Consider the following 26,597-nt stretch of genomic DNA (forward strand, 5'->3'; position numbering starts at 1 on the left):
CCGTCGATCAGGCGACATGTGCGAGGACATCGGCCCCAACCGGGCGTGGCGCTTGGCTCGTCTGGCTGGCATAAGGGCCCAGATTGGTTACAAAAAACGGCCCGGCTCTTATGGTGGCAGTCCGGCTGTCGTTGCGAACAATACCCTGAACCGGGAGTTTGATGTGGATGCCCCGGATCAGTTCTGGGTCACCGACATCACCTACATTCGGACCCATGAGGGATTCCTGTATCTGGCGGTCGTGATCGATCTGTTTTCCCGCCGAGTCATCGGTTGGTCCATGCAAGGGCGCACCTACACCGATTTGCCGCTGCAAGCACTGTTGATGGCCGTCTGGCGGCGCAAACCAAAGGCCAAGGTCCATGTCCATTCCGACCAAGGCTCACAGTTCACCGGCTATGAGTGGCAGGAGTTTCTCGAGCAGCACAATCTGGTCCCCAGCATGAGCCACCGCGGCAACTGCTGGGACAATGCGGTCGTCGAGAGCTTCTTCAACCTGCTCAAACGTGAACGCATCCGGCGAAAGAAATACAAAACCCGCGAAGAAGCCCGGCGCGACGTGTTCGATTACATCGAGTTCTTCTGTAAGCGGTGCCCCGATCACACCTTGGCGGTATAATTCCATGGCAGCAGGTCGTCGATTTGGCTTTGTTTATGCCCGTTGACGATGGCCTGGAGAGTTTGCGTCAGATAGGCGTGCGGCTCGACTGCGTTGAGTTTGCAGGTCTCGACCAGTGACGCGATGGTTGCCCAGTTTGCGGCACCGGCGTCATGGCCTGCGAAGAGGGCATTCTTTCGGTTCAGGGCCATCGCCCGTTCATTCTGCCCATGTCGGGGAGGAGCTGGAGGTTCAATACCGCTGGCACCCTTACTTTGGCCAGAAGGTTTGCGTTCGCCGCGTTGAGCGGCGGGCGACGGGCCAGTTCCTCCAGGTATCGGGTCCAACGGACGTCGTCGTGACGATCGCCGGTTGGATGGTTGATCCGGTGTTTTGTGCTGGCATGACCATAGGGTCGCCGCAGGTCGATCTGGCGGCACTGGTCGATTTGAGCGAACTGGTCACGCCTGCCACCAGGTCCTCACACTCCCAAAGCGAACAGGGAATCGCTCGGGTGGAGGAAGGCAATGAGGCATCGCGGCATGTCGGCACTGGTTCACGGCCGGCAATTGAACATGGAGTTCGAATCCCACCGGCTGGAGGGTCTGGACGACACAGAGCGGCGCAAGGCGGTGTCGACGCTGGCGCAAATTCTGATGCAAGCCGCAGGGCTCATGGTGGAGGAGCTCAGTGATGACCGGCACTGAGCTGATCCCGGCAACGCTCCTCAAGCGCAAGGCCGTCGTCTATGTGCGCCAGTCGACGCAATCGCAGGTCATGACGAACCTGGAGAGCCAGCGACGGCAGTATGATCTGGTCGATGTCGCACGCCAGCGCGGGTTCATCGACATCGAGGTCATCGACGACGACCTTGGTCGATCGGCGAGCGGAACCGTGGCGCGCCCGGGCTTTGATCGCCTGGTTGCCGGGTTGTGTGCGGGCAAGGTCGGCGCCGTCCTGTGCCAGGACGCGTCGCGGCTCGCGCGCAATGGTAGGGACTGGCACCATCTGCTGGAGCTGTGCGGACTTGTCGAAGCCCGGGTCATCGACCACGACGGCATCTACAATCCTTGCCTGCCCAATGATCGGCTGCTCCTGGGCATGAAGGGCAGCATCAGCGAGTTCGAGTTGGGCGTGCTCAGAACGCGGATGCTTGATGCCGCCAGGTCGAAGGCACGCCGGGGCGAACTGCGCCTGTCGGTGCCATTTGGTTATATCTGGCATCGCGAAGCGGGTCTGGGGTTCGACCCTGATCTACGGTTGCAGCAAGTGATCCGGCTCATCTTTGCCCGCTTCCGCGAACTTGGCAGCGCCCGCCAGGTGCTGCTATCGATGAAGGGGGATCAGATCCACTTCCCGCGACCTTCGGATGAGGGCCGCATGACCAGCTTCACCTGGCTGCCGATCCGCTACCGCAACGTCATCGCAGTCCTCAAGAATCCTTTCTACGCAGGCGTTTACGTCTATGGGAAGAGTGAGAAGCGCACCTCCATCGTTGATGGGCGCGCACGTCGGAGTTACGGGCACGGCAAGCCGGCAGGGACCTGGGAGGTCTTCATCAAGGATCACCACGAGGGCTACATCAGCTGGGAGGACTACGAGCGCAACCAGAAGCAGTTGGCCCTCAACAACCATGGCCGCGCCGGCGGCACAAAGTCAGGCCGGGGTGGCAAGGCACTGCTCTCGGGGGTCATGACGTGCGGGCGGTGCGGGCGGCGACTGAGCGTCGCCTACACAGGCAATCCGCAAAGTCGGCCCGTCTATCGCTGCGACAAGCCCAACCTGATGATGGGCCTGCCCCGGTGCATGACCTTTGGAGGCCCAAGGGTCGATGCGGCGGTTGCAGGCGAGTTGCTGCGCGCGGTAGAACCGCTGGCGATCGAGGCCGCTTTCGAGGCAGAGCGGATGCACCGGGAACGGCAAGAAGATCAACGTCAGATACTCGATCTGGAACTGCGGCAGGCCCGCTACGAGGCCACTCTTGCCGAACGCCGCTACGCTGCCTGTGATCCCGACAATCGTCTGATCGCGGCACAGTTGGAGATGAACTGGGAGACAGCGCTGCGCCGCGTGCGAGACCTGGAAGCGCGCCAGTCTGGCGAAGGTCCATCGACCATTGAGGCCGACCCGCGCAACTTCGCCAATCTGGCGGACAATCTGTCAGCGGCCTGGAATGCGCCCGATGTGACGATGCGAGCGCGTCAGCAACTGCTCCGCACGCTGATTGCCGATATAGTGGTCGATGTCGATGATGCCGTGCGCGAGGTTGTCCTCACGATTCATTGGCGGGGCGGCCACCATTCGGAACTGAGAGTGCGCAAGCCCCGAACCGGCGAACATGGTTGTGCGACGACCGAGGACGCGTTGGCGGTGATGCGGAGCATGGCAGGACGCTGGTCGGACGAACATATCGCTGCGTCGCTCAATCGGATGGGCATGCCCACCGGACAAGGCAAGACCTGGACAGCGCACCGTGTTGCTTCGGTCAGGCGTGTGCGCGGCATCCACGCCTACCGGTCCGCAGAGAAGGATGGTGCCTGGCTGACCATGACTGAAGCTGCGAAGGCCTTGGGCGTTACAAACCACTTGATACGCCGCCTCATCAAAACGGGTGTGCTGCCTGCCGAGCAGGTTGTTCGTGGCGCGCCCTACCAAATCCGTGCCGACGACCTCAGCTCGACGGAGGTTCAATCTGCGATAGCCCGAACCAGTCGCCCGCGTCGCCTCACCGAGACGGACACACTTCCAATGTTTACAGACACTTGATGAAGGAGTGCACAATGACTCGGCCGTCGTGATCGCCCGGTATGCCAAGCGCGACCTTTTGCGTTTCTTTCGGGCCGATGCCGCCTATGCCAACCCCGCGATCTATCAGCGTCTGGAGGAAGCGGGTTACTTCTACGCCATCCGATTGCCCGCCAACACTGTCCTGCGCGAGAAGATCGCGCATCGGCTGACGTGGCCCGTAGGGCGGCCTTCGCTGACCAAGGTCAAACGCTTCTACGAGGACGTCCAGTATCAGGCGGCCTCCTGGGACAAGCCACGCCGCGTGATCGCCAAGATCGAATGGCATCCGGGCGAACTGTTCCCCAAGGCCGGCTTCATCGTCACCAACCTGCCGATGGAGCCGGATTGGGTGGTGCGGTTCTACAACCAGCGCGGCACCGCCGAGCAGCACATCAAGGAAGGCAAGTATGCCTTCAACTGGACGCGGCTGTCATGCAGGCGGTTCCGCGATAACGAGGTACGGCTGCAACTGCACGCGCTGGCCTACAACCTGGCCACCTTCCTGCGCTGCGTCGAGTTGCCCGAGGCCATGGCCGATTGGTCACTGACCAGCCTGCAACTGAAGCTGATCAAGATAGGGGCGCGCGTCGTGCGTCACGCCCGCGCCATCACCTTCCAGCTGGCCGAGGTGGCCGTCACCGGCCCGATGGTGCGCGCCATCCTCGCCGCCATCCGCCGTCTTCGAGCGTCACCGTCATGCGCGTGACCACAATCCTTTCCCAAACGCCACGAAAAAGGCTCGACGGGTCCGTACCCCACGCTGAAAAACGCCGCCGCCAGGCAAGGACGCTGCGGATTCGCGGCCCGATCCGCCCAGTTCCAGCCGTCTGCGCGACCGCAGACGCCGCTCGGGGCGAAGAACGCTTGTCCAGCGGGCAGTTTCAGGCGATTGTGACGTTAGAGGGCAACCCACTTGGGGAATGTCGGTGAAAATGCGGTGCGGGGACTTCTGCAATCGCAGGGTTATTCAGGGTTGCCACTACTCTTCGAGCGCCCTGCCGATACACTGCGTTGGTACCTTTGGCACGGGAAAGTGATGACCGCCGCGACAATCCTCAACGTTCTTCAGATCGATTGCGATCGTCTGCACGCCGAAACCCGAGAATTACGAGAAGCGGCCAAGCGCGTCAGAGCTCGGTGCCAGGACCTCTATTCCTACCTTGCGAACAACTTCGACGCGCTCGTCGACTACGGCCATCGACACCGGAATGGCCTCGCAGTTTCGTCGTCCCGGGCAGAAGGCTGTGTTGATGACATCGGCAACACCCGCATGGGCAAGCGACGGCGCATGAGATGGTCACCGCGGGGCGCGCATCGGGTTGCCGTCACTCGGGGCGCCGTGCTTGACGGAAGGCTAGGCGTCTCAAAGCGGGCCGCTTGACCTCCAGCTTTTGCCCACTCCCAAAGACAGCAACTATTGACTCTTTCCCGAGCCATTTGAATCGCACTCACGGCTTGAATTTGGTCCGCATCTTCGCTAATAATCTAACAGGTGTTAGATTATTAGCGAAGAGATCATATGACCTCCCCACTTCATCAGCTGAAAATCATCGAGCTCGGTCATGTTATTGCTGGACCACTCTCGACCGCGCTGCTTTCTGATTTTGGGGCAGACGTCATAAAGATTGAGGCACCCAACCGAACGGACATGATGCGCGACCTCGGGCCCAAGGCCGAGGACGGGGTGGGCGTCTGGTGGAAGACGCTGGGCCGCAACAAGAAGATTCTGAGCCTCGACTGGAAGTCGGGCGAAGGCCGGGACATCCTGCGCAGACTGGTTGAAAGCGCCGACGTACTTGTTGAAAATTTCCGGCCAGGCGTGCTTGAACGTGCGGGTGTCGGGCCTGAAACCCTGCATGAGTGGAACCCGGATTTAGTTATTCTGCGTGTTTCGGGTTACGGTCAGGACGGTCCGATGCGGGACGTGCCCGCTTTCGGGCGCGCGGCAGAGGCGATGAGTGGTCTCGCCCATCTGACTGGTTTTGCGGACGGGCCACCGATGCACCCCGGATTTCCAACGGCCGACAGCACGACAGGGTTGATGGGTGCTTTGGGGATCATGATCGCGCTGTTTGCCCGGGAAAAAGGGATTGCGCGTGGTCAGGTCGTCGATCTTGCAGTGTTCGAGGCGCTGCTTCGACTGATGGACTATCCCGTGCCCGCATTGACGGGCGCGAACCTCTCGCCGCGGCGCAACGGGCTGCGCCAGCCGATGGATTTTGCTCCGGGGGGCATGTTCCGAACCTCTGATGGGGTGTGGGTGACCGTTTCGGCGGGCAGCGCAGAAACAGCGCAACGCCTGTTGCGGGCGGTCGGCGGAGATGCGCTGGCCGATGATCCGCGGTTCGCTACACTCGGCGAGATGTCGCACCATATGGCCGTGGTCTTCGACGCCATAAACGATTTCGTCACGCAACACACGCTTGCGGAAGTCGAGGCGGAGTTTACCCGCCATGATGCGGTTGCCTCTCGTGTGCTGAGCGTCGAGGAGATCATGACGAATGAGCAGATACGTCATCGCGGCGACATCGTATCGGTTGAGGGCGAGCAAACGCAGGTGATCGGACCTATCCCGCATCTCAGCGCCACCCCTGGTGAGTTGCGCTGGCTAGGGCGGCCGCCGGGCGCGGACAGCCGAAGCATTCTGCGCAATCTTGGATATGACGATGACCGGATCACTACCCTGTGTGAGGCAGGGTTTGTAGGTGTGGATGAGAGCGAGACACAATGACATTTCGAATGACGGATGAACAAAGGGAAATTCGAGATCAGATCCTGCGGATATGTGCGCAGTTCGATGACGACTACTGGCTGGACCGGGATCGGAACGGGGGTTTCCCGCATGATTTGCACAGGGCGATGGCAGATGGTGGCTGGCTTGGTATTGCCATGCCGGAAGACGTCGGCGGTGCTGGTCTGGGGATCACCGAAGCGACCATCATGATGCAGGCGATTGCCGAATCGGGGGCTGGCGCCAGCGGGGCCTCGGCCATCCACATGAACATTTTCGGGCTCAACCCGGTGGTGAAGTTCGGAACCGATGAACAGCGCGCGCGCATGCTGCCCCCCCTGATCGCCGGTGATCAAAAAGCTTGTTTCGCCGTGACCGAGCCGACGACCGGGCTGGATACCACCAAGCTGAAAACCATGGCGGTGCGGCAGGGAGACAGGTATGTCGTGCACGGGCAGAAGGTCTGGATTTCGACCGCGCAGGTGGCGGACAAAATGCTGCTTTTGGCCAGGACAACGCGGCTTGAGGATGTGATCAACCCGACCGAAGGGCTGAGCCTGTTCTATACCGATCTCAACCGCGATTTCGTTGATGTGCGAGAGATCGAAAAGATGGGGCGCAAGGCGGTCGATTCGAACGAGGTTTTCATAGACGGGCTGCCTATACCGGCTGAAGACCTGATCGGAGAAGAGGGCAAGGGTTTCCGGCAAATCCTGCATGGGCTGAACCCGGAACGCATCCTAGTGGCCGGCGAATGTATCGGCATCGCCCGCAATGCTCTGGCACGCGCAGCGCAATATGCCAAAGAGCGGGTGGTTTTTGACCGGCCGATCGGTCAGAATCAGGGCGTTCAGCATCCGCTGGCTCAGGCTTGGGCGCGGGTGGAATCGGCCAATCTCATGGTGATGCACGCCGCTGCCCTTTACGATGCGGGAGAGCCTTGCGGCATCGAAGCGAACGCAGCCAAGCTTTTGGCCGCCGACGCCGCGGTCGAGGCAACCGAGGCCGCACAGATCACCTTTGGCGGATTCGGATACGCCAAGGAATATCACGTGGAGCGGCTGGTCCGGGAGGCACTGTTGTTCCGTATCGTACCGGTGACGCCACAGATGCTTTTGTCGTTCATAGCGGAAAAAGCGCTTGGACTTCCAAAGTCTTACTGACCGCGAGTCACGTTCTGGGACAGCGCACATTCTCTGCTTGATTTTTTTCTAACGGCCGTTAGAATATTTAAAAATAACCCAAACGGGGAAACGGCGATAAAGGGAGGAGGCGTCATGAGTGAGACGCAGTTCGGGTCTTCGCGAGAAGACCTGACAAGGCGCACGACCGTTTACGCACATGATTTGTTCGTGGGCAAAAACGTCGTTGTAACCGGCGCAGGTGGCGGATTGGGGCTGGCAATTGCGGTTCTGTTCGCCAAGCTGGGCGCCAATCTGGCGATCAATGGACGCAACGAGGAAAAGCTGGCCTCGGCCAAAGAGTACCTCGAGAGCTTTGGCGGCAGGGTTTTCGCCAAGGCCATGACCATCCGTGACCCTGAACAGGTCGAGGATTTTGTCGCCAGGACAAATCAGGAATTCGGCTCCATAGACGTTTTGGTGAACAATGCAGGGGGCCAGTTTCCGCAGCCCGCGCTGGATTTTACCCCGAAAGGTTGGAACGCCGTTATAGACACCAACCTCAACGGAACCTGGTGGATGATGCAATGCACCGCGCGCCACTGGGTTGCGAGCAAGAAGCCGGGTTCCATCGTGAACATCGTGGCCGATATCTGGCGCGGCATGCCCGGCATCGCGCATACCTGTGCCGCGCGGGCAGGGGTGATATACTTGTCAAAATCGGTCGCGGTAGAGTGGGCGCCGCATGGGATTCGCGTGAATTGCGTGGCGCCGGGTTGCTGTGAAAGCAACGGTTTCGGGAATTATCCTGCAGAGGGGGCCGCAACCTTTCAGGACTCCAATCCGATGCGGCACGCCGGGGACGAATGGGATGTCGCTGAAGGCGTTGTCTATATGGCAGCCAATTCCGGTAAATTTGTAACCGGCGAAGTTCTGAACATCGACGGTGGGCAACAATTGTGGGGAGATCCATGGCCAACGGGGCGACCGGACTACTTCCGGATTTCCTGATGAAAGCCATGAACCTTAGTGGGGACAATAGGATCTACATGACGACGAAAAACAAAATTTCAGCTGGCGCCGATGACGGGGCGATACTCGAGTGCAGCGGGATCGAACGCCGGTTTGGCGGCATCGTCGCTGTTACGGGGGTGGATCTCGTTATTCAACGGGGAGAAATTTTTGGGCTTGTCGGTCCGAATGGGAGTGGCAAGACAACACTGACGAACGCTATCACCGGGTTTTACCCGCCAAATGTGGGGACTGTACGGCTCGCCGGGAGAGACATCACGGGCATGGCTCCTCACAAGGTGGCCAAGCTCGGGGTTGCCCGAACGTTCCAGAACCTTGCCCTGTTCAACGGGATGAGTGTTCTCGACAACATCTTGCTCGGGCGGCACATCCACATGAAACCGGGCGTCCTGCGCACGGCGCTCTATTGGTGGGCCGCACGACATGAAGAAATCGAGAACCGCAAGATCGTCGAGGAGGTGATCGAGTTTCTGCAGCTTGAAGGCATCCGGCATGAATTGGTCGACGGTCTTCCGATCGGGCTGAAAAAGCGGGTCGAGCTTGCACGGGCACTTGTGGCAGAGCCGCAGATGTTGATCCTTGATGAGCCGATGGCGGGCATGAATCAGGAAGAGAAGGGGTATATGTCCCGCTTCATTCTGGATGCCCGTGCCGAACGTGGCGTCAGCGTTCTCCTGATCGAGCACCATATGGATGTCATAACCGGCATTTGTGATCGAATGTTGGCGTTGAATTATGGCGAAATGATCGCCAGCGGCATTCCGAAGGACGTTGTAAAAGACCCGCGGGTCGTCAAGGCATATATCGGAGGGTCGCATGACTGATTTGACGAAGGAAAAGTCTTCGGGCGGCGACACGATTGGTGCACTTCTGGCGCGGAACGCGTCGCGCCACGGAAAGGATATCGCGCTTCGCGAAAAGAAACGCGGGATCTGGGAAGAAACCACTTGGGCGGAATACGCCGAAGAGGTGCTTGCCTGCGCGGCCGGACTTGAAAAGATCGGCGTAGGGCCGGGCAAGGCTGTACTTATCCTGGGCGACAACCGTGCACGGCTATATGGCGGCATGCTGGCTGTTTCGTTGCTTGGTGCCTATGCAATGCCGGCTTATCCCGGCGCGACACTCGAAGAACTTCGGCACTTTCTTGGCGAAGTCGAAATTGTCGCGGCCATCGCCGAAGATCAGGAGCAGGTAGACAAGATCCTGGAACTGAAGGGCGCGGGCGCCGAGGGTATCGACCACATCATTTATGATGAAGCGCGCGGCCTCGGATTCTATGAGGTTGAAGGGCTGATGTCCTGGGATCACCTGATCGAAGTCGGTCAGCACGATCTTAATGAAACCCCGGGCCTGCGCGAAGATCTCTTTGGTCGGGCAAAGCCCGGCGATCCGGCCATTTTCATGCATTCGTCAGGGACCACGGGAAAGCCGAAAGGTATCGTTCTGAGTCAAAAGAACGTTCTTGCTGCGGCCAGGAATGGGCATGCAGCGGGTGTATTCGAGGAAAACGAGGAAATCCTCGCCTATCTGCCGATGGCCTGGGTGGGCGACTTCGCCATTACCGTCGCGGCGGCGCTGCTCTGTCGGTTCACCGTGAACGTGCCTGAACGTCAGGAAACCGTCGTTCGCGACATGCGCGAAATCGCTCCGACATTTTATCTGGCGGCACCGAGAAGCTGGGATCAAATGCTGACGACTATCCAGGTGGGCATGGAGAACTCGACCCCGGTCAAGAAATGGCTTTACCATTTCTTCATGGACCGGGCGATCGCCGCCGAGACACGCAAGCTGAATGGTAAAAGCGGCGGTCTACTAGAGCCTTTGGGCCGACTTTTGGGTGAGGTGATGGTTTTTGGTCCGATCAAGGATCAATTTGGCATGAGCCGCCTGAGGAGTGCGTTTACCGGTGGCGAGGCGATTGGCGAAGATACCTTCGTGTTCTACCGCGCCCTCGGGATCAAGCTGCGCCAGTTTTACGGCCAGACCGAGAACAGCGCGATCACCGCGATGCAAGCCCCCAACGAAGTGCGCCTGCATACCGTCGGCAAGCCCGTGCCGGGTGTCGAGGCGAAGATTGACGAGAGCGGTGAAATCCTCTTGCGCGCGGAAAGCGTGTTTGAAGGGTACTTCAACAAACCCGAAGCGACCGCCGAAGCCCTGACGGACGGGTGGCTGCGTACTGGCGATGCCGGTTACCTGGAGAAAGATGGCCAACTGGTTGTTCTGGGACGTGTCTCCGAGGTCATGCATACGGCCGGAGGCGAGCGCTATGTGCCAAACTACATCGAGAACCGGTTGAAGTTCAGCCCCTATATCAAGGATGCAGCTGTTATCGGCGCCGGTCTGGACGAATTGACGGCCATGGTCTGCATGGATTTCGAGGCAGTGGGACACTGGGCCGAAGTGAACGGAGTTCCTTATGTGTCCTATTCCGATCTGTCTCAACGCGACGAGGTCGCCGCGCTGCTGCGCCCTGCTTTCGAAAGGGTAAACAAGGTCGTCACCGAGCCGCTTCGCCTGAAGCGCTTTGTCAGCCTTCCAAAGGAATTCGACCCGGACGATGGTGAGATAACGCGGACCCGAAAACTGCGACGCAAGGTCGTGCAGGAGCGCTATGCCGACGTAATCGCGGCGCTCTACGACGGTACAAAAGAGGTCCATGTAAGCGCGCAGGTGACTTACGAGACCGGGGAAGTAGGGAAGGTCGAAAGAAGCCTTCCCGTCAGGGAGGTATAAATGGATTGGGTCTTTCTATCCGAGCTTGCGATCAACGGAGCCCTGACGGGTCTGTTGTATTCGCTGTTCGCCATCGGCCTCGTGCTGATCTACAAGGCGTCCTCTGTGCCCAATCTGGCGCAGGGCGGGCTGACGATGGTGGGAGCCTATGTGGTTCTTGCCTTGTCGCACGATGCGGGTTTGCCATTGTGGCTGGCCATTCCGCTTGCCGCAGTTATCATGTTCGGCTTGGGTTTTGGCATCGAGCGGGTGGCGCTTCGGCGTCTCGCCGGCCGACCGGTCATCATGATCCTGATGTTGACACTTGGCCTCGACATCTTTCTGCGGGGCACAACGCTTGCGATCTGGGGTGGGACATCGCGTTCGATGGAACTGGGTGTCAGCTATGAACCGTTGTTCCTGGGTGACCTCTTCATCAGCCGCATCCATCTGGTCGGAGCCGGCGTTGCGCTTGCCCTCTTTGTCGCTTTCATGTTGTTCTTTCGAACCCGGACCGGGATCAAATTGCGTGCGATCGCGGATGATTACATGGCATCATGGTCTGTCGGAATTTCGGTCGAGCGCGGTGTCGGGCTGTCCTGGGCCCTTGCGTCTGTGGTGGCCGTGGCGACAGGTGTCATCTGGGGCGAGATTCAGGGTGTCGATCAGGCACTGTCGCTTCTGCTTCTCAAAGGTTTGACTGTCGCAGTTCTGGGCGGTCTCGACAGCATTCTGGGCGCGATCGTTGCTGGCATCATTCTGGGCGTGATCGAAAATGTCGGCGCGGAATTTCTTGATCCGCTTGTCGGAGGCGGCAGCCGCGAACTCATCGTCGCCGCCGTGCTCATTCTGACGGTCATGATCCGTCCGCATGGACTGTTTGGCCGTCACGACATCGAAAGGGTGTAAGAGATGCTTTATAGACTTTCCGGAGTCCACCATGCGAACTATGTTTCGGATAGCCGTATCTTCAAGGTACCTGCTGACCGTAACCTGACCGCATTTATTTTTCTGTTGGGTCTTGCTGCGCCGTTCATCATACCGTCGCTCTACCTGAACAGTTACATGTTGCCTTGGCTGATCTGGACGGCCGCCGCGCTTGGGCTGAACCTGGTGACAGGTTGGGCTGGCCAGCTTCACCTGGGCTATGCTGCCGTAATGGCGGTCGGAGCGTATTCGGCGATTCACGCCGCGCGCTTCGGGGTGCCATGGGAATTCGCCCTGATAATCGGCGGGTTGACGTCATCTGTGATCGGCAGCCTGTTCGCCTTTGCCGCATTGCGGGTCAAGGGTCTCTATCTCGCACTCACGACTCTTGCGATGCAATTCGTGATGGACTGGGTTCTGACCCACTCGCCGATGATTTCAGGTGGCTCGCACGCGTCGCTTCAAGCGCCCACGCTGGCGCTGCTCGGGCAGGAGATTACTTCTGATACCGGGTATTACTATGTCGTCTTCGGATGGTGTGTGCTGGTGACGATCTTCATGCTCAACCTCAAGCGCACCGCGCTTGGCCGTGCCTTGGTCGCCGTGCGGGAAAAAGACTTTGCCGCAGCGATCTTGGGTGTGAACAGTTTCTATTACAAGATCCTGGCCTTCGCGACCTCGTCTTTCATTGCGGGTGTCAGTGGTGCCTTGCTTGTCGCCACCTTCTACTTTCTTGCAGCGCCAGAGCAGTTCTCAGTCTCCGTTTCAATCCAGGTTCTTGCTATGGTGATCGTTGGCGGTCTTGGCAGTATTATCGGATCCTATTTCGGTGTTGCCTTGATCCTTCTTGTTCCCGGTCTGGTGAACGGTCTCGTCGTCGCGATGAGCAACGGGCTTGGAATGCAGGTCAACGTGGAAACCCTCGCTCACATCCCAAATGCGGTCTATGGCGCGCTGATCGTCATAATCCTTCTGATCGAACCGCTTGGTTTGGGAAAACTCTACGGCAACATCAGAGACTACCTGATGGTCTGGCCCTTCGATCAGTTTAAGAAATAGGGAAATGCCGATGCAAGAAAAAGTTGAAGCCGCGCCCATTCTGTCAATGAACAGTGTCGAGGTACTGTACGACAATGTAATGCTGGCGATCAAAGGCGTTTCGATCCAGGTGCCGACGGGCGAGATGATCGCGCTCCTGGGCTCGAACGGAGCGGGAAAAAGCACAACGCTAAAAGCGATCAGCGGTCTTTTGAAGGCAGAGCGCGGACGCATCAGCCGAGGTGAAATAGCGTTCCAGGGAACAGACATAACCGAAGTGCTTGCGCAAAACCGCGTCGGGATGGGTATCTGTCACGTCATCGAAGGACGGCGCGTTTTCGAACACTTGACCCCCGACGAAAACCTGACCGCCGCTGCGCCGCGCGGAATGTCCCGATCGGCGCTGAATGCAGAAAAAGAAAAGATCTACGACTATTTCCCGCGGCTTGCAGAACGCCGTAATTCGCAGGCGGGGTATCTGTCGGGCGGCGAACAGCAAATGCTTGCCATTGGCCGAGCTCTTGTGACCCAGCCGAGTCTGCTGATGCTCGACGAGCCGAGTCTTGGGCTTGCCCCGTTCCTCGTCGAGGAGATCTTCGGCATCCTGCAAAAGATCAATCGGGAAGAGGGCATGTCGGTCCTGCTGGTGGAGCAGAACGCACTGGCCGCTCTGGAGATTGTTTCGCAAGGGTACCTTATCGAGAACGGCCGCGTTGTCATGCACGGGACAGCCGAGGCGCTCAAATCCAACTCCGACATTCAGGAATTCTATCTGGGCGGCGGTGAAGGTACCAACTTTCACAATGTCAAGCATTACAGCCGCCGCAAGCGCTGGCTGAGTTAAGTCTCTAGACGCAGATTGTTCAGAGAGGACAAGATGAAGAAACTAACCAAGGCATTGACTGTATTTTCCATGTTGGGGAGTTGGATGGCCGGAACCCAGGCTCTGGCGGAGCCATTCAAGGTCGGGGTTTGCTATGATCTCAGCAAGGCCTATACCTTCGCCACGCCGCAGGTGTCGCAGGCGGCGTTGGATTTGGCGAAGCTGATCAACATGCAGGGCGGGATCGGTGGCGAGCCGGTCGAAGTTATCGTTCGCGACCACGGAAACGAGCCGCAGCGCGGCATTGAGTGTTATTCAAAGCTGAGCCGCGAAGGCGTCTTCGTCTTTGACACGCTTTCCACGCCTGTGTCTCTGGCAGTCCTGCCACGGGCCATGGAAGATGAGAACATTCTGATGCAGTCACTTGTCGGTCGCGGCGATGCCGTAGACGGCACGGTCTTTGACTGGGTCTATCCGATCGGGCCGACTTATTGGGGACAGGCAGCCAACGACGTCGCCTATATCAAGCAATTGCATGACGGCGACATGTCGGATGTGAAGGTGGGCTTTGTCTATTTCGATTACCCGTTCGGGCAGGAGCCGATCGAGATTCTGAAAACCTTGGCCGAGAAGGAGGGTTTCGAGCTCCAACTCTACCCTGTGCCGCTGCCGGGCAGCGATCAGGCCAGTGTGTGGTCCAATGTACGCCGTGAAAACCCCGACCATGTGATCGTCTGGATGCTCGGAGGCGCGCATGTCGTCGCCTCAAAAGAGATGAAGCGAAATGGCATCCCGATGGAGAAGTACATTTCGGTCAACTGGCTGAACGAAGTGGATATTGCCAATATCGGCAACGAAGCAGCTATCGGTATCAAGCGCGGCACCAATGTCGTGGGTGGACAGGACGTTGCCTTGCGCCAAGAAATCATGACCGAGCTCTACGACAAGGGGCAAGGCTCCGGCCCGCTAGAGAAGACACAGGACGTTTTCTATAACACCGGACTGGCCATGTACTCCATCGTGTTTGAGGCCGCGCGCAAAGCGGTCGAAAGCGAAGGTCTTCCGATCACCGCAAAGTCCTACAAGGCGGGACTGGAGTCGCTTGAAGGCTACGACGCGAACGGATTGATGGCACCTATTACCGTGACTGCCAAGGATCATGGCGGCGGTGGCAAGACACGCATCGAGATGTGGGACGGTAAGGCCTGGGTGCCGCAAACCGACTGGATATCTGAATATACTGATGTCGTATGGGAAGTGGTGAAGAAAAGCTCTTCGACATACCAACAGTAAGAAACGACCAGGAGTTGGGGAAAAAAACCGTTTACGGCTGCGGCTCGCCCCAAAGACTGATCAAGCCGTTCGACTATCAACCATGGGAGGAATACACCGTGAAACTTACGAAACAACTCAAGACTGTGGCGCTCGCCGCAGCTTTGGCGGCAGGCGGGACAGTCGCGTCCGCGCAAGACAAGGAACCGATCCGGTTCGGACTCTGTTTCGACCTCAGTAAATCTTACACTTTCGTCTCTCCGCAAGTGGCCCAGGCCGCGCAGGACCTTGCGATGTATACCAACGACAACGGTGGAATCGACGGGCATCCGGTCGAGATCATCATTAGCGACCATGGCAACGAACCGCAGCGCGGCGTGGAATGCTATGAGCAGCTCAAGCGCGAGGGTGTCTTCAACTTCTACTTCCTGTCCACGCCGGTCACCAACGCGGTTCTGCCGCGTGCCATGAAAGACGGCAACATCCTGATGCAATCCGCCGTCGGCCGTGGTGACGCGGTGGACGGAGAGGTGTTCGACTGGGTGTTCCCGGTTGGTCCGACCTACTGGCAGCAGGCGGCGAACGATGTGGCCTTCATCAAGTCGCAGATGGGCGGCGACCTGAGCAAGGCGAAGATCGGGTTCATCTATCTGGACTATCCCTTCGGGCAGGAACCGATCGAGATTCTCAAGACCCTTGCCGAGAAGGAAGGCTTCCAATTGGAACTCTATCCCGTCGCACTGCCCGGTTCGGACCAGTCCGGCGCATGGAGCAAGATCCGCCGCGACAAGCCTGACTATGTGATCAGCTGGCTTCTGTCCGGCGGCCATGTGCTCGCGTCCAAGGAGATGCGCCGCAACCGCTTTCCGATCGACCGCTACCTGACGGTCAACTGGCTGAACGAGGTCGATATCGCCAACATCGGCCCGCAAGAGGCGAAAGGCATCCTGCGCGGGACCAACGTTGCCGGTGGGCAGGAACTGCCGCTGGTCAAGACGATGCTGGACACCTACTACGCCAACGGCAAGGGCAGCGGCCCGGAATCCCTTGCGCGCGACGTGTACTACAACCTCGGCATCGCCATCTACTCGGTGACGTTCGAGGCTGCCCGGCAGGCGGTCAAGAAGGACGGCTGGCCGCTGACGCCCGAATCCATGAAAGCGGGCTATGAGTCGCTCGAAAACTTCGATGCAGATGGCCTGATGGCCCCCGTGAGCGTGACATCCGCGGATCACGGCGGCAGCGGCAAGACGCGCGTCGAACAGTGGGACGGGTCAAACTGGGTTCCGTTGACCGACTGGAGCGCCGACTATCTTGACGTTGTCTGGGAAGTCATCAAGGAAAGCTCCGCGACGTTCACTGCCGAATAAGTCGGTCGAACAAGCATGAACTTCCCCGCGGCAAACCTGTCGCGGGGAAGCTTCGCCCCAGGATTATCCAATGAGAACGAAGCAGGTATCATGAGCCCCATTGATGTGAAAATCGAAGACGGCATCGCGACCGTCTCAATCAACCGGCCCGAGCGAAAGAATGCGCTTTCCGTGGCCGCGACAAACGGGCTGACCGATGCCTGGGAACAGGTCGAGACGGATGAAAGCGTTCGTGTGACCATTCTGACTTCGGCCGATTGCGGTGTGTTCTGCGCCGGGCTGGATTTGAAGGAAGCCACGCAGATTGCGCGCGATGAAGGGGTCGATATCCTGACCAAGATGCGCGATCCGTTTCACGAAACCATGCGCGCCTGCAAGAAGCCGATCATCGCGGCGATGACGGGGTCGCTGATGGCGGGCGGCATGATGCTGACGCTGAATTGCGATTTGCGGGTCGGACTCAAGGGAACCAAGGTTGGCATTACCGAGGTGAAGATCGGTCGCGGATCGCCTTGGGCTTCGCCGGCACTGACCATGCTACCGCAGCCCATCCTTATGGAAATCCTGCTGACCGGAGACCTGATGCCGATCGAGCGGCTCCACGAATACGGGTTCACCAACTATATCGAGGACACCCCCGATGCCGTTCGCGCACGGGCATTCGACCTTGCCAAACGCATAGCCAGCGGGGCCCCGCTTTCGGTGATCGCCGCCAAGGGCGGCGTTCGCGCGACCATGGACCTGGGCTGTGCGGGTGGCCTCGAAAAAGGCAAGCGCCTGCACCAGGTTGTATATGCCAGCAACGACGCGATTGAGGGCCCCAGGGCATTCGCCGAAAAACGAGCGCCGGTCTGGACGGGTACATGATGGAGATTGGAATGACTGACCTTATTCATCTTGACCGGGAAGGGCCTGTCGGCATCCTGCGTTTTCTCCAGCCAACAAAGCGCAACCCCTACAGCTTGGCATTCGTCGAGCAACTGGTGACGCTCTTGCGCGAGGCCGACCAGGATGATGCAATCCGCGTCGTCGTCATGACCGGCGGCGATCATTTCAGCAGCGGCGGCGATCTCGTCGGGTTTCAGGCTGAGATCGCCAAAGGAGCCAGGGCGACATCCGAAATGATCGACCGCGTTCATGATGGCGGGCGCGCGGCCTATCTTTTTCGCAAGCCTCTGATTTCTGCTGTATGCGGAGTAGCATTTGGTGCCGGCCTCAGCCTGGCCCTGTCGGCGGATATCGTCGTAGCGGCCGAAGATGCCCGGCTGTGCGAGGTTTTTGCCCGCATCGGCGGTTGTCCCGACACCGGGTCGAGCTGGCTGCTTCAGCAACGTGCCGGCGCGGGCGTGGCGCGGATGCTTGTTCTCACAGGTCGTGAAATAGACGGGCGCACCGCCAAGGAACTGCGCGTCGTGGAAGAATGCGTACCCGCCGACCAGGTCGAGCAACGCGCTCTGGAAATTGCCCGCGAGATCGCCCCACACCCGATGTTCGGTGTCCAGACAACCAAGCGCGTGATGCGCGCCACGGCGGAGTGCAGCTATCTGGAGGCTCTGGACATCGAACGTGATTGCCAAAGTGTTCTGCTGTGCGCGCATGACTTTCCCGAGGCCATGAAGGCGTTTTCGGAGAAACGCAAACCCCAATTCACGGACCGATAGGTCGGTGGAAACCATATCGAAAAACCAAAGGAGACCGTAGATGAAGGTGCTTGTGCCTGTAAAACGCGTGATCGACTACAACGTGAAGGTCCGCGTCAAGGCGGATGGAAGCGGTGTCGATCTCGCCAATGTCAAAATGTCGATGAACCCGTTCGACGAAATCGCGGTCGAAGAGGCGATCCGCCTCAAAGAGGCCGGCAAGGTCGAAGAAGTCGTCGTCGTGTCGATCGGCGTCAAGCAGGCGCAGGAAACCCTGCGCACCGCCTTGGCCATGGGCGCCGACCGTGCCATTCTGGTTAACGCCGCTGATGACGTCCACACCGACATCGAACCGCTGGCCGTCGCCAAGATCCTCAAGGCCGTCATCGCCGAGGAGAACCCCGGTCTGGTGATCGCGGGCAAACAGGCCATCGACAACGACATGAACGCCACCGGCCAGATGCTTTCCGCGCTGCTGGGTTGGTCTCAGGCGGCTTTTGCCTCCAAGCTGGAGATCGAAGGCGATCATGCGCTCGTCACCCGCGAGGTGGACGGCGGTCTGCAGACGATCAAGGTGAAACTTCCCACCATCGTCACCGCCGACCTGCGCCTGAACGAGCCGCGCTATGCGTCCTTGCCCAACATCATGAAGGCAAAGAAAAAACCGCTCGAGGAAAAGACTGCCGCCGATTACGGCGTCGATGTCACCCCGCGTCTGACTGTGGTCAAGACCACTGAACCCGCACCGCGCGCGACAGGCATCAAGGTGGCCTCGGTGGACGAGCTTGTAGCAAAACTCAAAGAAGCAGGGGCTGTGTAATGGCTGTTCTTCTGATTGCTGAAGTGACCGATGGCGCGCTGGCGCTGGACGCCACCGCCAAGGCAGTGACCGCGGCCAAACAACTGGGCGATGTGATCGTGCTCTGCACCGGCGCTTCGGCCAAAGCGGCGGCGGATGAGGCCGCCAAGATCGGGGGCGTGTCGAAGGTGCTGGTCGCCGAGGATGCGCTTTACGGCCACCGCCTTGCCGAACCCGTGGCCGCCCTGATCGTCAGCCTCGCCTCGGGCTATTCGCATATCGTGGCACCGTCCACGACCGATGCGAAAAACATCATGCCGCGCGTAGCGGCCTTGCTGGATGTGATGATCCTATCCGACGTGGTTGGCGTGGTCGATGCCGACACGTTCGAACGTCCGATCTATGCGGGCAACGCGATCCAAACGGTGAAATCCACCGACAGCGTCAAGGTCATGACCATCCGGACCTCGACCTTTGACCTTGCGCCCACGGGTGGTTCGGCCCCGGTCGAAGTTATCGCCACCGGCGACGACCCCGGCCTGTCCGAATGGGTCGAAGATAGGGTGGCCGCCTCTGACCGCCCCGAACTGACCAGCGCAGGCGTGGTCGTGTCGGGCGGGCGCGGCGTTGGTTCGGAAACCGACTTCGCCCTGATCGAGAAACTGGCCGACAAGCTGGGCGCCGCCGTCGGCGCATCCCGCGCGGCTGTGGACTCGGGCTTTGCGCCGAACGATTGGCAGGTGGGCCAGACTGGCAAGGTCGTCGCCCCGGATCTGTACATCGCCATTGGCATCTCGGGCGCCATCCAACACCTAGCTGGCATGAAGGACAGCAAGATCATCGTCGCGATCAACAAGGACGAAGAAGCACCGATCTTCCAAGTTGCTGACTTCGGCCTGGTCGCCGACCTGTTCGTGGCCGTCCCGGCCCTGATTGACGCGCTGTAAATCGCGGCACATCGAATGCGAGAAAGCCCGTCATCCGGCGGGCTTTTTTTGTATGCACATCTTGTTCCTAAGTAGGCCTGCGGTGAGGTAAGCGTCCGGTCTGACCGCACTGCCGCGGGTTGAGAGTGTGGGATAGTGTCCATGATCGATAGTGGGCACTTTGGTGATGGCGTGGCGCGGCGGACGAAGCGGCTTTGGACGGATGAAGAGAAGCGGTCGATCTGTTTCCAGACGACGGCACCGGGTGTTTCGGTTGCCCAGGTTGCGCAGCGCTATGCGGTGAATGCCAATCTGATCTTCACTTGGTTGCGTGACGGGCGCTAGGTCGCATCGATCATCACCGTCTTCAGAACGGCGGCCTCGGAGGCCAGCCCTTCCATCATCCGAGCAAAGATGCCCTTGTCCCCCCACCGCTTCCATCGGTTGTAGAGCGTCTTCGGCGAGCCATACTCCTTGGGCGCATCGCACCACCGCAAGCCATTGCGATTGATGAAGATAATGCCACTCAACACGCGGCGGTCATCTACGCGCGGCACACCATGGCTCTTCGGAAAAAACGGCCGAAGCCGGGCCATCTGTGCTTCCGTCAGCCAGAAAAGATTGCTCATTGATCGGTCTCCTTGCGGAGCCTGAATCATGCCGCGCGCGCAAGATCAATGGGTCCTGACCCTAGCAACGTAACGCAGCGTTCGCCTTGAGACTGGGCCATTGCCGAAAAAGTAACAGATGTTAGATTTATGGCAATACCAACCTTAAGGATGGACTCCAATTTGTCTCTGATCACGAATAGTTCGGCCTGGGCTTCGGAAGAACACAAGATGTTCGCGAATAGCACACGCAAGCTTTTTGATGCCGAAATGGCTCCAAACATTGAAAAATGGGCGGAGCAGGGCATTGTCGACCGAGACTTCTGGAAAACAGTCGGTCAACAGGGTGTCATGGGCGGCTCGATTTCCGAAGAATATGGCGGGTTCGGTGGCGGCATCGGGTTCGATGCGATTACCGTTTATGAGCAGGGACGCACCGGTGATACGGGTTGGGGCTATGGCATCCAGTCCATCGTAATCCACTATATCTACGCCTATGGCAGCGAAGAACAAAAGAAAAAGTGGTTGCCGAAGCTAGTCAGCGGCGACAGTGTCGCGGCCATCGCGATGACCGAGCCGGGAACGGGCTCTGACCTCCAGAACGTCCAGACCCATGCGGAAAAGGATGGCAACCATTACAAGATCAACGGCTCGAAGATCTTTATCACCAACGGACATACAGCCGATCTGGTAGTCGTCGTGGCAAAGACCGACCGCAGCGCTGGCGCCAAGGGCGTTTCGCTGATCGTTCTGGAAACCGAGGACGCCGTAGGGTTTCGTAGGGGACGGAACCTGAAGAAGTTGGGCATGAAGGGATCGGATACGGCCGAGCTGTTCTTCGAGGATGTGCGCGTGCCGACGGCGAACCTGCTTGGCCCAGAAGAGGGGCAGGGTTTCTACCAGTTGATGAAGCAGCTGCCATGGGAGCGGCTGATGATCGGCGTTACCGCGCTTGGGTTCATTGACTTTGCCATCGCTGAAACTGTGAAATATGTTCAGGACCGCAAAGCATTCGGCAAGCGGATCATGGATTTCCAGAACACACGCTTCAAATTGGCGGAATGCAAGACCAAGGCCGAATTGCTGCGCTCCTTCGTCAATGACGGGCTCGCGCGCCTCGAAACCGGCGAACTTGATGCGGCCACGGCCTCGATGGCGAAATGGTGGGGCAGCCAGATGCAAAACGAGGTCATGCATGAATGCCTTCAACTACACGGCGGTTATGGCTTCATGATGGAATACCCGATCGCGCGCCTTTATGCCGACAGCCGGGTCCAGATGATCTATGGCGGCACCAACGAAATAATGAAGGAACTGATCGCACGTTCGCTGGATGTTTGATCCGTCCGGTGCAGGGGGTTATTTTTCACCCGGCCCGAATATCTCTTCGTCGTGCTCCCCCAGCCGTGGGGCAGGGCGGTGGTCATGTCGCGCCGGTGTCGCCGAGAACCGGATCGGCGGGCGTGTCGTCCAGATGGCACCTTCGCTCGGGTGATCCATCTGCTGAAAAAACCCGGTCGCAACAAGGTGGGGGTCGTTCGGCAAATCCCACAGGTTATTCACCGGCATGGCGGGGATGTCAGCGTCCTCCATTAGGGCAAGCCAGTCATCCGTTGTCCGGGTCAACGCAATCTGCGCCACCATGTCGTAGACCGCGCCGATGTTGCGGCTGCGCGCATCCATGTCAGTGACCCAAACGTGGTCGATCATCTCATCGAGTCCGACCGCCTTGAAGAACCGCGCCCACTGCACGTTGGTGTAGGGCAGAATTGTGAGATAGCCGTCCGCCGTCCGAACCGGGCGCCTGTGCGGAACCAGCATCCTTGCATAGCCGAAATCCTTCGGGCTTTCTTCGAAGGTGGCGCCATCCAAATGTTCGACCATTAGAAACGATGCCAGGGTCTCGAACATCGGGACTTCGACATGCTGGGCTTCACCCGTGTGCTCGCGGTGGAACAGGGCCGCCATGACGGCATAGGCGGCTGTCACGCCACCAAGCTTGTCGGCGAGGATCGTCGGAGCATAAGCAGGCGGAGCCTTGGGGTCGCGCAATGTTGCCAAGCTGGCCAGGCCCGAAACCGACTGGACGGAATCGTCAAACGCGGGCTTGGCGGCATAGGGCCCGTCCTGCCCGAACCCAGTGACAGATACCGTGATCAGGTTTGGGTTTTCGTGGCGCAGGGTTTGGGGATCAAGCGACAGGCGCGCAAGCGCCGCGGGCCGAATGCTTGAAATCATTACATCGGCATCGGAGAGCAGTTTGCGCAGCCGGTCGCGGCCGGATTGCGTTTTCAGGTCGAGCACAACGCTGCGCTTGTTGCGGTTGGTCCCCAGAAAGGCGGCCCCCATCAGCTTGTTGCGGGACGGCTGGACCTGGCGCAAAAGATCTCCCTCGGGGCCTTCCACCTTGATCACATCGGCCCCCAGATCGCCCAGCATTTGCGTGGCCAAAGGACCGAAGACCACAGAAGTAAGATCGACAATCTTCACGCCATCAAGGATCGCGGGTTTCTGCGCAGCGGTCATTTATGCGCGTATCCTGTTCTATGACGAGGGTCGAACTCGGCGCGGATGGCTTTGCCGTCCGCGTCAAAAGCAGGGCAAGGGCCAAGTGTCGTCTCTCCGGCGCTGCGCCGGATCGGGGGCGCAGGGACGTTGATTTCGCCAGAGGGCGTGCTGATGACGGACCGGTCGAGCTGGGGGTGGTCGGACAGGGAGGCCACATCGTTGACTGCCCCGAATGCAATGCCCGCAGCATCGAGCCGCTTCAGCATCTCGACGCGGTCATGCGAGGCGAACACGGCCTTGATGAGCGCTTCGAGCGCGGGCTTGTTGTCAATTCGCGCCGTGTTGTCATGAAACCGGGGGTTGGTTGCCAGAGTCGCATCGCCCAGTATGTGTTCACAGAACCGTTGCCATTCGCCGCTGTGCTGCACGGTAATGACGACAAGCTGACCGTCCCGGCACTCATAGGCGCCGTAGGGGCATATCACCGTGTGGTTCAGACCGACGCGGGGCGTCGGTTTGCCAAGATAGTCGTGATAGAGCAGCGGAACCGACATCCAGTCGGCCATCACGTCGAACATGGCCACCGAAACGCCGCTGCCTTTGCCGGTGCGCTCACGCCCGATCAGCGCTTCGCAGATCCCGGCATGGGCTGTCATGCCCGTGGCGATGTCGCAGACCGACACGCCAACCCGCCCCGGCCCGTCCGGCGTGCCGGTCACCGATGCCAGGCCGCTTTCGCATTGCACCAGAAGGTCATAGGCCTTGGCGTTGCGCATCGGGCCGTCTTCGCCGTATCCGGTGATGTCGCAAGTCACGAGACGCGGGAACATCTCTCGCAGACTCGCGGAATCCAGACCCAGCTTTGCCAGGGCGCCCGGCAAAAGATTTTGAATGAACACATCCGCGTTTTCCAGCATTTTCAGCAGGATATCGCGATCTTCTGCTGCTTTGATATCCAGTGCGACCGATTCCTTGCCCCGGTTCAGCCATATAAAATAGGCGCTTTCGCCGTTGGCGACAGTATCATAGGCGCGCGCGAAATCGCCCACACCCTTGCGTTCGACCTTGATCACCCGCGCACCGGCATCGGCAAGCCGCGAAGAGCAAAAGGGCGCCGCCACCGCCTGTTCGAGCGCGATGACGAGCTTGCCGGAAAGGGGGGCTGAATTTGAACTTGACATGGCTTTCTCTCAAGTGATCCTAAGAGCTTGACAAATTCTAACAGATGTTAGAAATATTATCAATACGATTAACCAGGAATGGACCATTTGAGGAGAATGCCGGTGCCGGACGCCACAGGACCAGACCAGATATTCCAACGCGCGCTGACAAACGGAGAGATTGTGCTGCCCAGATGCGATGATTGCGGAGCCTATCATTTCTTTCCAAGGGTTCTGTGTCCGCACTGCCATGGGACCGCGATCTCTTGGCATCCCGCCAGCGGCAAGGGCCGGGTCCACACCACCACTGTCGTGCGCCAGAAGCCCGAGCGCGGCGGCGACTATAACGTGTGCGTGGTGGAACTGGAGGAAGGCGTTCGGATGATGAGCCGGGTCGAGGGCATTGCCCCCGGTGACATTGTCATCGACATGGCCGTGACAGCCTTCGTGGGCGAGGCCGAGGGCCAACCGGCTGTGCTTTTCAAGCCAGTGGAGGTATAACTCATGACCACTAAACTTCGGGGAAAATCCGCCATTGTGGGAACCGGGCACGCGGGTTTCGGCGAGGCGCATGGGCTGACGGCCTATGATGTCATGGCGCAATCCGCACTTGCGGCACTTGGCGATGCGGGGCTGAAGCTGTCCGATGTGGACGGTCTGTTCTGCACCATGATGGAAGACAGCATGCCTGCCCTTATGGCGGCCGAATATCTGGGCATTCAGCCCAGGTTCATCGACGGCACCATGACGGGCGGGTCGTCCTTCGTGAATTACCTGACCTCCGCCACGATGGCGCTGGAGGCTGGCCTGTGTGATGTGGCGTTGATCGTTTATGGCTCCAACCAGCGCACCGCGTCGGGCAGGCTGGTGACGGCCTCGCGCCCGCCCGCCTATGAGGCGCCCTATAATCCGCGATATCCGATTTCCGCCTATGCGATGGCGGCGGCACGGCACATGCATGAATTTGGCACCACCCGCGAACAGCTGGCCGATGTGGCCGTGGCCGCGCGGGCCTGGGCGCAGCACAACCCCGAGGCATTCGAGCGCGGCCCGCTCAGCCGCGAGGATGTTTTGGGCGCGCGTATGGTGGGCGATCCGTTGACTGTGCGCGATTGTTGTCTTGTCACCGATGGCGGCGGGGCGATCGTGATGGTTCGCGCCGACCGTGCCAGGGACTTCCCTAAGGCCCCGGTTTACGTTTTGGGCAGCGCGGCGGAAAGCTCGCACCGGCAAATATCGCAGATGAAGGATTTCACCGTGACCGCCGCCCGCGAGTCGGGCGCACGCGCCTTTGCCGCGGCGGGCGTGTCGCCTTCGGACATTCAGGCGGTCGAGCTTTACGATGCGTTCACCATCAATACGATCCTGTTTCTGGAAGATCTCGGCTTTTGTGCCAAGGGCGAGGGCGGTGCCTTTGTCGAGGGCGGGCGCATCGCGCCGGGCGGGGTCTTGCCGGTGAATACCAATGGTGGGGGTTTGTCCTGTGTGCATCCCGGCATGTATGGCATTTTCACCGTGATCGAGGCGGCGCGGCAGATCCGTGGTGATGCACCCGGCATTCAGTTGAAGGATGTCGACCTGGCGCTGGCGCATGGGAACGGCGGTGTGCTATCCAGTCAGGTCACGGCAATCTTGGGTTCGCAAAACACGCTCTGACAGCGATCAAGGGAGGAAAGATCATGCCATTGGATTTCGACGCGCTATCGAACTGGGACTTCGAAGAGATCGAGCAGACACTGACCGAGCGGGATACGATCCTTTATGCGCTCGGCCTCGGGTTCGGCGAGGATCCGACCGACAGGAAAGAGCTGGCCTTCGTCTATGAAGACGGGCTGAGGGCCGTTCCCTCGATGGCGGTCACGATGGGGTATCCGGGCTTCTGGCTGCGCAACCCCAAGACCGGCGTGAACTGGCAAAAGGTGCTGCATGGTGAACAATGGCTGGATATCTACAAGCCGCTGCCGGTGAAGGGCAACATCATCGGCCGCAGCCGGATCGACTTTATTTCCGACAAGGGCGAGGGCAAGGGTGCCGTCATCTACCAGAGCCGCGATATCATTGACGCGGACACCGGCGACAAGCTGGCTCGCGTGGCGATGTCGGCCTTCTGCCGCGGCGATGGCGGGTTCGGTGGCGAAAACAGGCCCGGCCCGGCCCCGGCGGCTTTGCCCGACCGCGCGCCCGATCATGTCTGCGATATCGAAACACTGCCGCGCCAGGCGCTGGTTTACCGCCTTAGCGGTGACATGAACCCGCTTCATGCCGACCCGGATGTGGCGCGTTCGGTCGGGTTCGACCGCCCGATCCTGCACGGCCTTGCGACCTATGGTCTGGCGGCGCGGGCGATCCTCAAATCGCTGCTCGATTATGACGCCGCCCGGCTTGTAGGGCTGGACGTGCGGTTTTCCGCCCCGGTCTATCCCGGCGAGACCGTGCGGTTTGAGATCTGGGAAGAGGGTGGCGAGGCCCGGTTCCGCGCTTCGATCCCGGCCCGCGACGTGGTGGTTCTAAACAACGGGGCTGCGCGTTTCGCGTGAGGGAG

Annotated in this window: 23 protein-coding genes and 5 pseudogenes; 24 read left to right on the forward strand and 4 right to left on the reverse strand. The window is 59.5% G+C overall.

Going from position 1 to position 26,597, the window contains the following annotated elements:
* Window positions 1–13: 13 nt before the first annotated feature.
* Window positions 14–619: pseudogene (locus ACSR1C_RS17100) on the forward strand (IS3 family transposase); the annotation flags it as partial.
* On the opposite strand, the pseudogene ACSR1C_RS17105 reads toward ACSR1C_RS17100, so the two are convergent.
* Window positions 601–816: pseudogene (locus ACSR1C_RS17105) on the reverse strand (transposase domain-containing protein); the annotation flags it as partial. The pseudogenes ACSR1C_RS17100 and ACSR1C_RS17105 sit on opposite strands and share 19 nt — an antisense overlap.
* A gap of 309 nt (window positions 817–1,125) precedes the next feature.
* Between ACSR1C_RS17105 and ACSR1C_RS17110 the strand changes: the two are divergent.
* The 19 genes and pseudogenes from ACSR1C_RS17110 to ACSR1C_RS17200 all read left to right on the forward strand — a co-directional run bounded on the left by ACSR1C_RS17110 (window position 1,126) and on the right by ACSR1C_RS17200 (window position 20,124).
* Window positions 1,126–1,305: a hypothetical protein gene (locus tag ACSR1C_RS17110; RefSeq protein ID WP_460260465.1), complete on the forward strand. Its 180-nt coding sequence runs from the start codon at window positions 1,126–1,128 to the stop codon at window positions 1,303–1,305.
* A complete protein-coding gene (locus tag ACSR1C_RS17115) occupies window positions 1,292–3,364 on the forward strand; it encodes a recombinase family protein (protein ID WP_460260464.1) in 2,073 nt (690 codons plus the stop codon). Before ACSR1C_RS17110 ends, ACSR1C_RS17115 begins: the two co-directional genes overlap by 14 nt.
* A 28-nt stretch (window positions 3,365–3,392) precedes the next feature.
* Window positions 3,393–4,091 (forward strand): annotated as a pseudogene (locus tag ACSR1C_RS17120) (IS1380 family transposase); the annotation flags it as partial.
* Window positions 4,092–4,313: 222 nt separating this feature from the next.
* Window positions 4,314–4,766 (forward strand): annotated as a pseudogene (locus ACSR1C_RS17125) (ISKra4 family transposase); the annotation flags it as partial.
* 138 nt (window positions 4,767–4,904) lie between these two features.
* Window positions 4,905–6,116, forward strand: a complete 1,212-nt coding sequence (locus ACSR1C_RS17130) for a CaiB/BaiF CoA transferase family protein (protein ID WP_460260463.1) — start codon at window positions 4,905–4,907, stop codon at window positions 6,114–6,116.
* 8 nt (window positions 6,117–6,124) lie between these two features.
* Complete coding sequence (locus ACSR1C_RS17135; RefSeq protein WP_460260462.1) at window positions 6,125–7,279, forward strand: acyl-CoA dehydrogenase family protein; 1,155 nt, start codon at window positions 6,125–6,127, stop codon at window positions 7,277–7,279.
* A 114-nt stretch (window positions 7,280–7,393) separates the two neighbouring features.
* Entirely contained in the window at window positions 7,394–8,248 is an 855-nt protein-coding gene (locus tag ACSR1C_RS17140; RefSeq protein WP_460260461.1) for an SDR family oxidoreductase, read from the forward strand.
* On the forward strand, window positions 8,209–9,093 hold the full coding sequence (locus ACSR1C_RS17145) for an ABC transporter ATP-binding protein (RefSeq protein ID WP_460260460.1): 885 nt from the start codon (window positions 8,209–8,211) through the stop codon (window positions 9,091–9,093). The genes ACSR1C_RS17140 and ACSR1C_RS17145 overlap by 40 nt, the downstream gene beginning before the upstream one ends.
* Complete coding sequence (locus ACSR1C_RS17150) at window positions 9,086–11,005, forward strand: AMP-dependent synthetase/ligase (protein ID WP_460260459.1); 1,920 nt, start codon at window positions 9,086–9,088, stop codon at window positions 11,003–11,005. Before ACSR1C_RS17145 ends, ACSR1C_RS17150 begins: the two co-directional genes overlap by 8 nt.
* Complete coding sequence (locus tag ACSR1C_RS17155; protein WP_460260458.1) at window positions 11,006–11,893, forward strand: branched-chain amino acid ABC transporter permease; 888 nt, start codon at window positions 11,006–11,008, stop codon at window positions 11,891–11,893.
* Between the two features lie 3 nt (window positions 11,894–11,896).
* Window positions 11,897–12,970 carry a branched-chain amino acid ABC transporter permease gene (locus ACSR1C_RS17160; protein ID WP_460260457.1) on the forward strand — a complete coding sequence of 358 codons (1,074 nt, stop codon included), beginning with the start codon at window positions 11,897–11,899 and terminating at the stop codon, window positions 12,968–12,970.
* 10 nt (window positions 12,971–12,980) lie between these two features.
* The gene (locus ACSR1C_RS17165) at window positions 12,981–13,793 is read left to right on the forward strand and encodes an ABC transporter ATP-binding protein (protein WP_460260484.1); all 813 of its coding nucleotides are present in this window, start codon (window positions 12,981–12,983) and stop codon (window positions 13,791–13,793) included.
* A gap of 33 nt (window positions 13,794–13,826) precedes the next feature.
* Window positions 13,827–15,065: an ABC transporter substrate-binding protein gene (locus ACSR1C_RS17170; protein ID WP_460260456.1), complete on the forward strand. Its 1,239-nt coding sequence runs from the start codon at window positions 13,827–13,829 to the stop codon at window positions 15,063–15,065.
* Window positions 15,023–16,414 (forward strand): ABC transporter substrate-binding protein, encoded by a 1,392-nt coding sequence (locus ACSR1C_RS17175; RefSeq protein ID WP_460260455.1) that lies wholly within the window; start codon window positions 15,023–15,025, stop codon window positions 16,412–16,414. Before ACSR1C_RS17170 ends, ACSR1C_RS17175 begins: the two co-directional genes overlap by 43 nt.
* Before the next feature lie 90 nt (window positions 16,415–16,504).
* Window positions 16,505–17,281 carry an enoyl-CoA hydratase/isomerase family protein gene (locus ACSR1C_RS17180; RefSeq protein WP_462596927.1) on the forward strand — a complete coding sequence of 259 codons (777 nt, stop codon included), beginning with the start codon at window positions 16,505–16,507 and terminating at the stop codon, window positions 17,279–17,281.
* A gap of 11 nt (window positions 17,282–17,292) precedes the next feature.
* The gene (locus ACSR1C_RS17185) at window positions 17,293–18,075 is read left to right on the forward strand and encodes an enoyl-CoA hydratase/isomerase family protein (protein WP_460260453.1); all 783 of its coding nucleotides are present in this window, start codon (window positions 17,293–17,295) and stop codon (window positions 18,073–18,075) included.
* Window positions 18,076–18,115: 40 nt separating this feature from the next.
* Window positions 18,116–18,874, forward strand: coding sequence for an electron transfer flavoprotein subunit beta/FixA family protein (locus ACSR1C_RS17190; protein ID WP_460260452.1), 759 nt, complete (start codon window positions 18,116–18,118; stop codon window positions 18,872–18,874).
* On the forward strand, window positions 18,874–19,800 hold the full coding sequence (locus tag ACSR1C_RS17195; RefSeq protein ID WP_460260451.1) for an electron transfer flavoprotein subunit alpha/FixB family protein: 927 nt from the start codon (window positions 18,874–18,876) through the stop codon (window positions 19,798–19,800). Before ACSR1C_RS17190 ends, ACSR1C_RS17195 begins: the two co-directional genes overlap by 1 nt.
* Before the next feature lie 141 nt (window positions 19,801–19,941).
* Window positions 19,942–20,124, forward strand: a complete 183-nt coding sequence (locus ACSR1C_RS17200) for a transposase (RefSeq protein ID WP_460260450.1) — start codon at window positions 19,942–19,944, stop codon at window positions 20,122–20,124.
* Here the strand turns inward: ACSR1C_RS17200 and ACSR1C_RS17205 are convergent.
* A pseudogene (locus ACSR1C_RS17205) lies at window positions 20,124–20,408 on the reverse strand (transposase); the annotation flags it as partial. The gene ACSR1C_RS17200 and the pseudogene ACSR1C_RS17205 overlap by 1 nt on opposite strands.
* A 162-nt stretch (window positions 20,409–20,570) precedes the next feature.
* Here ACSR1C_RS17205 and ACSR1C_RS17210 point away from each other — a divergent pair.
* The gene (locus ACSR1C_RS17210; protein WP_082705101.1) at window positions 20,571–21,728 is read left to right on the forward strand and encodes an acyl-CoA dehydrogenase family protein; all 1,158 of its coding nucleotides are present in this window, start codon (window positions 20,571–20,573) and stop codon (window positions 21,726–21,728) included.
* An 18-nt stretch (window positions 21,729–21,746) separates the two neighbouring features.
* Here the strand turns inward: ACSR1C_RS17210 and ACSR1C_RS17215 are convergent, their stop codons facing one another.
* The gene (locus ACSR1C_RS17215; protein ID WP_462596928.1) at window positions 21,747–22,877 is read right to left on the reverse strand and encodes a CaiB/BaiF CoA transferase family protein; all 1,131 of its coding nucleotides are present in this window, start codon (window positions 22,875–22,877) and stop codon (window positions 21,747–21,749) included.
* Window positions 22,878–22,909: 32 nt separating this feature from the next.
* Entirely contained in the window at window positions 22,910–24,076 is a 1,167-nt protein-coding gene (locus tag ACSR1C_RS17220; RefSeq protein ID WP_460260449.1) for a CaiB/BaiF CoA transferase family protein, read from the reverse strand.
* Window positions 24,077–24,172: 96 nt separating this feature from the next.
* Between ACSR1C_RS17220 and ACSR1C_RS17225 the strand changes: the two genes are divergently transcribed.
* The 3 genes from ACSR1C_RS17225 to ACSR1C_RS17235 are packed head-to-tail and all read left to right on the forward strand — an operon-like array spanning window position 24,173 to window position 26,592.
* Window positions 24,173–24,556 carry an OB-fold domain-containing protein gene (locus ACSR1C_RS17225; RefSeq protein WP_066819196.1) on the forward strand — a complete coding sequence of 128 codons (384 nt, stop codon included), beginning with the start codon at window positions 24,173–24,175 and terminating at the stop codon, window positions 24,554–24,556.
* Between the two features lie 3 nt (window positions 24,557–24,559).
* Window positions 24,560–25,711 carry a thiolase gene (locus ACSR1C_RS17230; RefSeq protein ID WP_460260448.1) on the forward strand — a complete coding sequence of 384 codons (1,152 nt, stop codon included), beginning with the start codon at window positions 24,560–24,562 and terminating at the stop codon, window positions 25,709–25,711.
* Between the two features lie 23 nt (window positions 25,712–25,734).
* On the forward strand, window positions 25,735–26,592 hold the full coding sequence (locus tag ACSR1C_RS17235; RefSeq protein WP_460260447.1) for a MaoC/PaaZ C-terminal domain-containing protein: 858 nt from the start codon (window positions 25,735–25,737) through the stop codon (window positions 26,590–26,592).
* The last annotated feature ends 5 nt before the right edge of the window (window positions 26,593–26,597 follow it).

The organism is Actibacterium sp. D185-2 (assembly GCF_054954595.1).

What these genes read in the sequence shown, in the direction of transcription:
- ACSR1C_RS17110 (WP_460260465.1), top strand. Translation starts at nt 1,126, where the DNA reads ATGAGGCATCGCGGCATGTCGGCACTGGTTCACGGCCGGCAATTGAAC.
- ACSR1C_RS17160 (WP_460260457.1), top strand. Translation starts at nt 11,897, where the DNA reads ATGCTTTATAGACTTTCCGGAGTCCACCATGCGAACTATGTTTCGGAT.
- ACSR1C_RS17235 (WP_460260447.1), top strand. Translation starts at nt 25,735, where the DNA reads ATGCCATTGGATTTCGACGCGCTATCGAACTGGGACTTCGAAGAGATC.
- ACSR1C_RS17140 (WP_460260461.1), top strand. Translation starts at nt 7,394, where the DNA reads ATGAGTGAGACGCAGTTCGGGTCTTCGCGAGAAGACCTGACAAGGCGC.
- ACSR1C_RS17225 (WP_066819196.1), top strand. Translation starts at nt 24,173, where the DNA reads ATGCCGGTGCCGGACGCCACAGGACCAGACCAGATATTCCAACGCGCG.
- ACSR1C_RS17200 (WP_460260450.1), top strand. Translation starts at nt 19,942, where the DNA reads ATGATCGATAGTGGGCACTTTGGTGATGGCGTGGCGCGGCGGACGAAG.
- ACSR1C_RS17165 (WP_460260484.1), top strand. Translation starts at nt 12,981, where the DNA reads ATGCAAGAAAAAGTTGAAGCCGCGCCCATTCTGTCAATGAACAGTGTC.
- ACSR1C_RS17170 (WP_460260456.1), top strand. Translation starts at nt 13,827, where the DNA reads ATGAAGAAACTAACCAAGGCATTGACTGTATTTTCCATGTTGGGGAGT.
- ACSR1C_RS17150 (WP_460260459.1), top strand. Translation starts at nt 9,086, where the DNA reads ATGACTGATTTGACGAAGGAAAAGTCTTCGGGCGGCGACACGATTGGT.
- ACSR1C_RS17155 (WP_460260458.1), top strand. Translation starts at nt 11,006, where the DNA reads ATGGATTGGGTCTTTCTATCCGAGCTTGCGATCAACGGAGCCCTGACG.
- ACSR1C_RS17185 (WP_460260453.1), top strand. Translation starts at nt 17,293, where the DNA reads ATGACTGACCTTATTCATCTTGACCGGGAAGGGCCTGTCGGCATCCTG.
- ACSR1C_RS17145 (WP_460260460.1), top strand. Translation starts at nt 8,209, where the DNA reads ATGGCCAACGGGGCGACCGGACTACTTCCGGATTTCCTGATGAAAGCC.
- ACSR1C_RS17180 (WP_462596927.1), top strand. Translation starts at nt 16,505, where the DNA reads ATGAGCCCCATTGATGTGAAAATCGAAGACGGCATCGCGACCGTCTCA.
- ACSR1C_RS17190 (WP_460260452.1), top strand. Translation starts at nt 18,116, where the DNA reads ATGAAGGTGCTTGTGCCTGTAAAACGCGTGATCGACTACAACGTGAAG.
- ACSR1C_RS17135 (WP_460260462.1), top strand. Translation starts at nt 6,125, where the DNA reads ATGACGGATGAACAAAGGGAAATTCGAGATCAGATCCTGCGGATATGT.
- ACSR1C_RS17130 (WP_460260463.1), top strand. Translation starts at nt 4,905, where the DNA reads ATGACCTCCCCACTTCATCAGCTGAAAATCATCGAGCTCGGTCATGTT.
- ACSR1C_RS17175 (WP_460260455.1), top strand. Translation starts at nt 15,023, where the DNA reads ATGGGAAGTGGTGAAGAAAAGCTCTTCGACATACCAACAGTAAGAAAC.
- ACSR1C_RS17220 (WP_460260449.1), bottom strand. Translation starts at nt 24,076, where the DNA reads ATGTCAAGTTCAAATTCAGCCCCCCTTTCCGGCAAGCTCGTCATCGCG.
- ACSR1C_RS17230 (WP_460260448.1), top strand. Translation starts at nt 24,560, where the DNA reads ATGACCACTAAACTTCGGGGAAAATCCGCCATTGTGGGAACCGGGCAC.
- ACSR1C_RS17115 (WP_460260464.1), top strand. Translation starts at nt 1,292, where the DNA reads ATGACCGGCACTGAGCTGATCCCGGCAACGCTCCTCAAGCGCAAGGCC.
- ACSR1C_RS17195 (WP_460260451.1), top strand. Translation starts at nt 18,874, where the DNA reads ATGGCTGTTCTTCTGATTGCTGAAGTGACCGATGGCGCGCTGGCGCTG.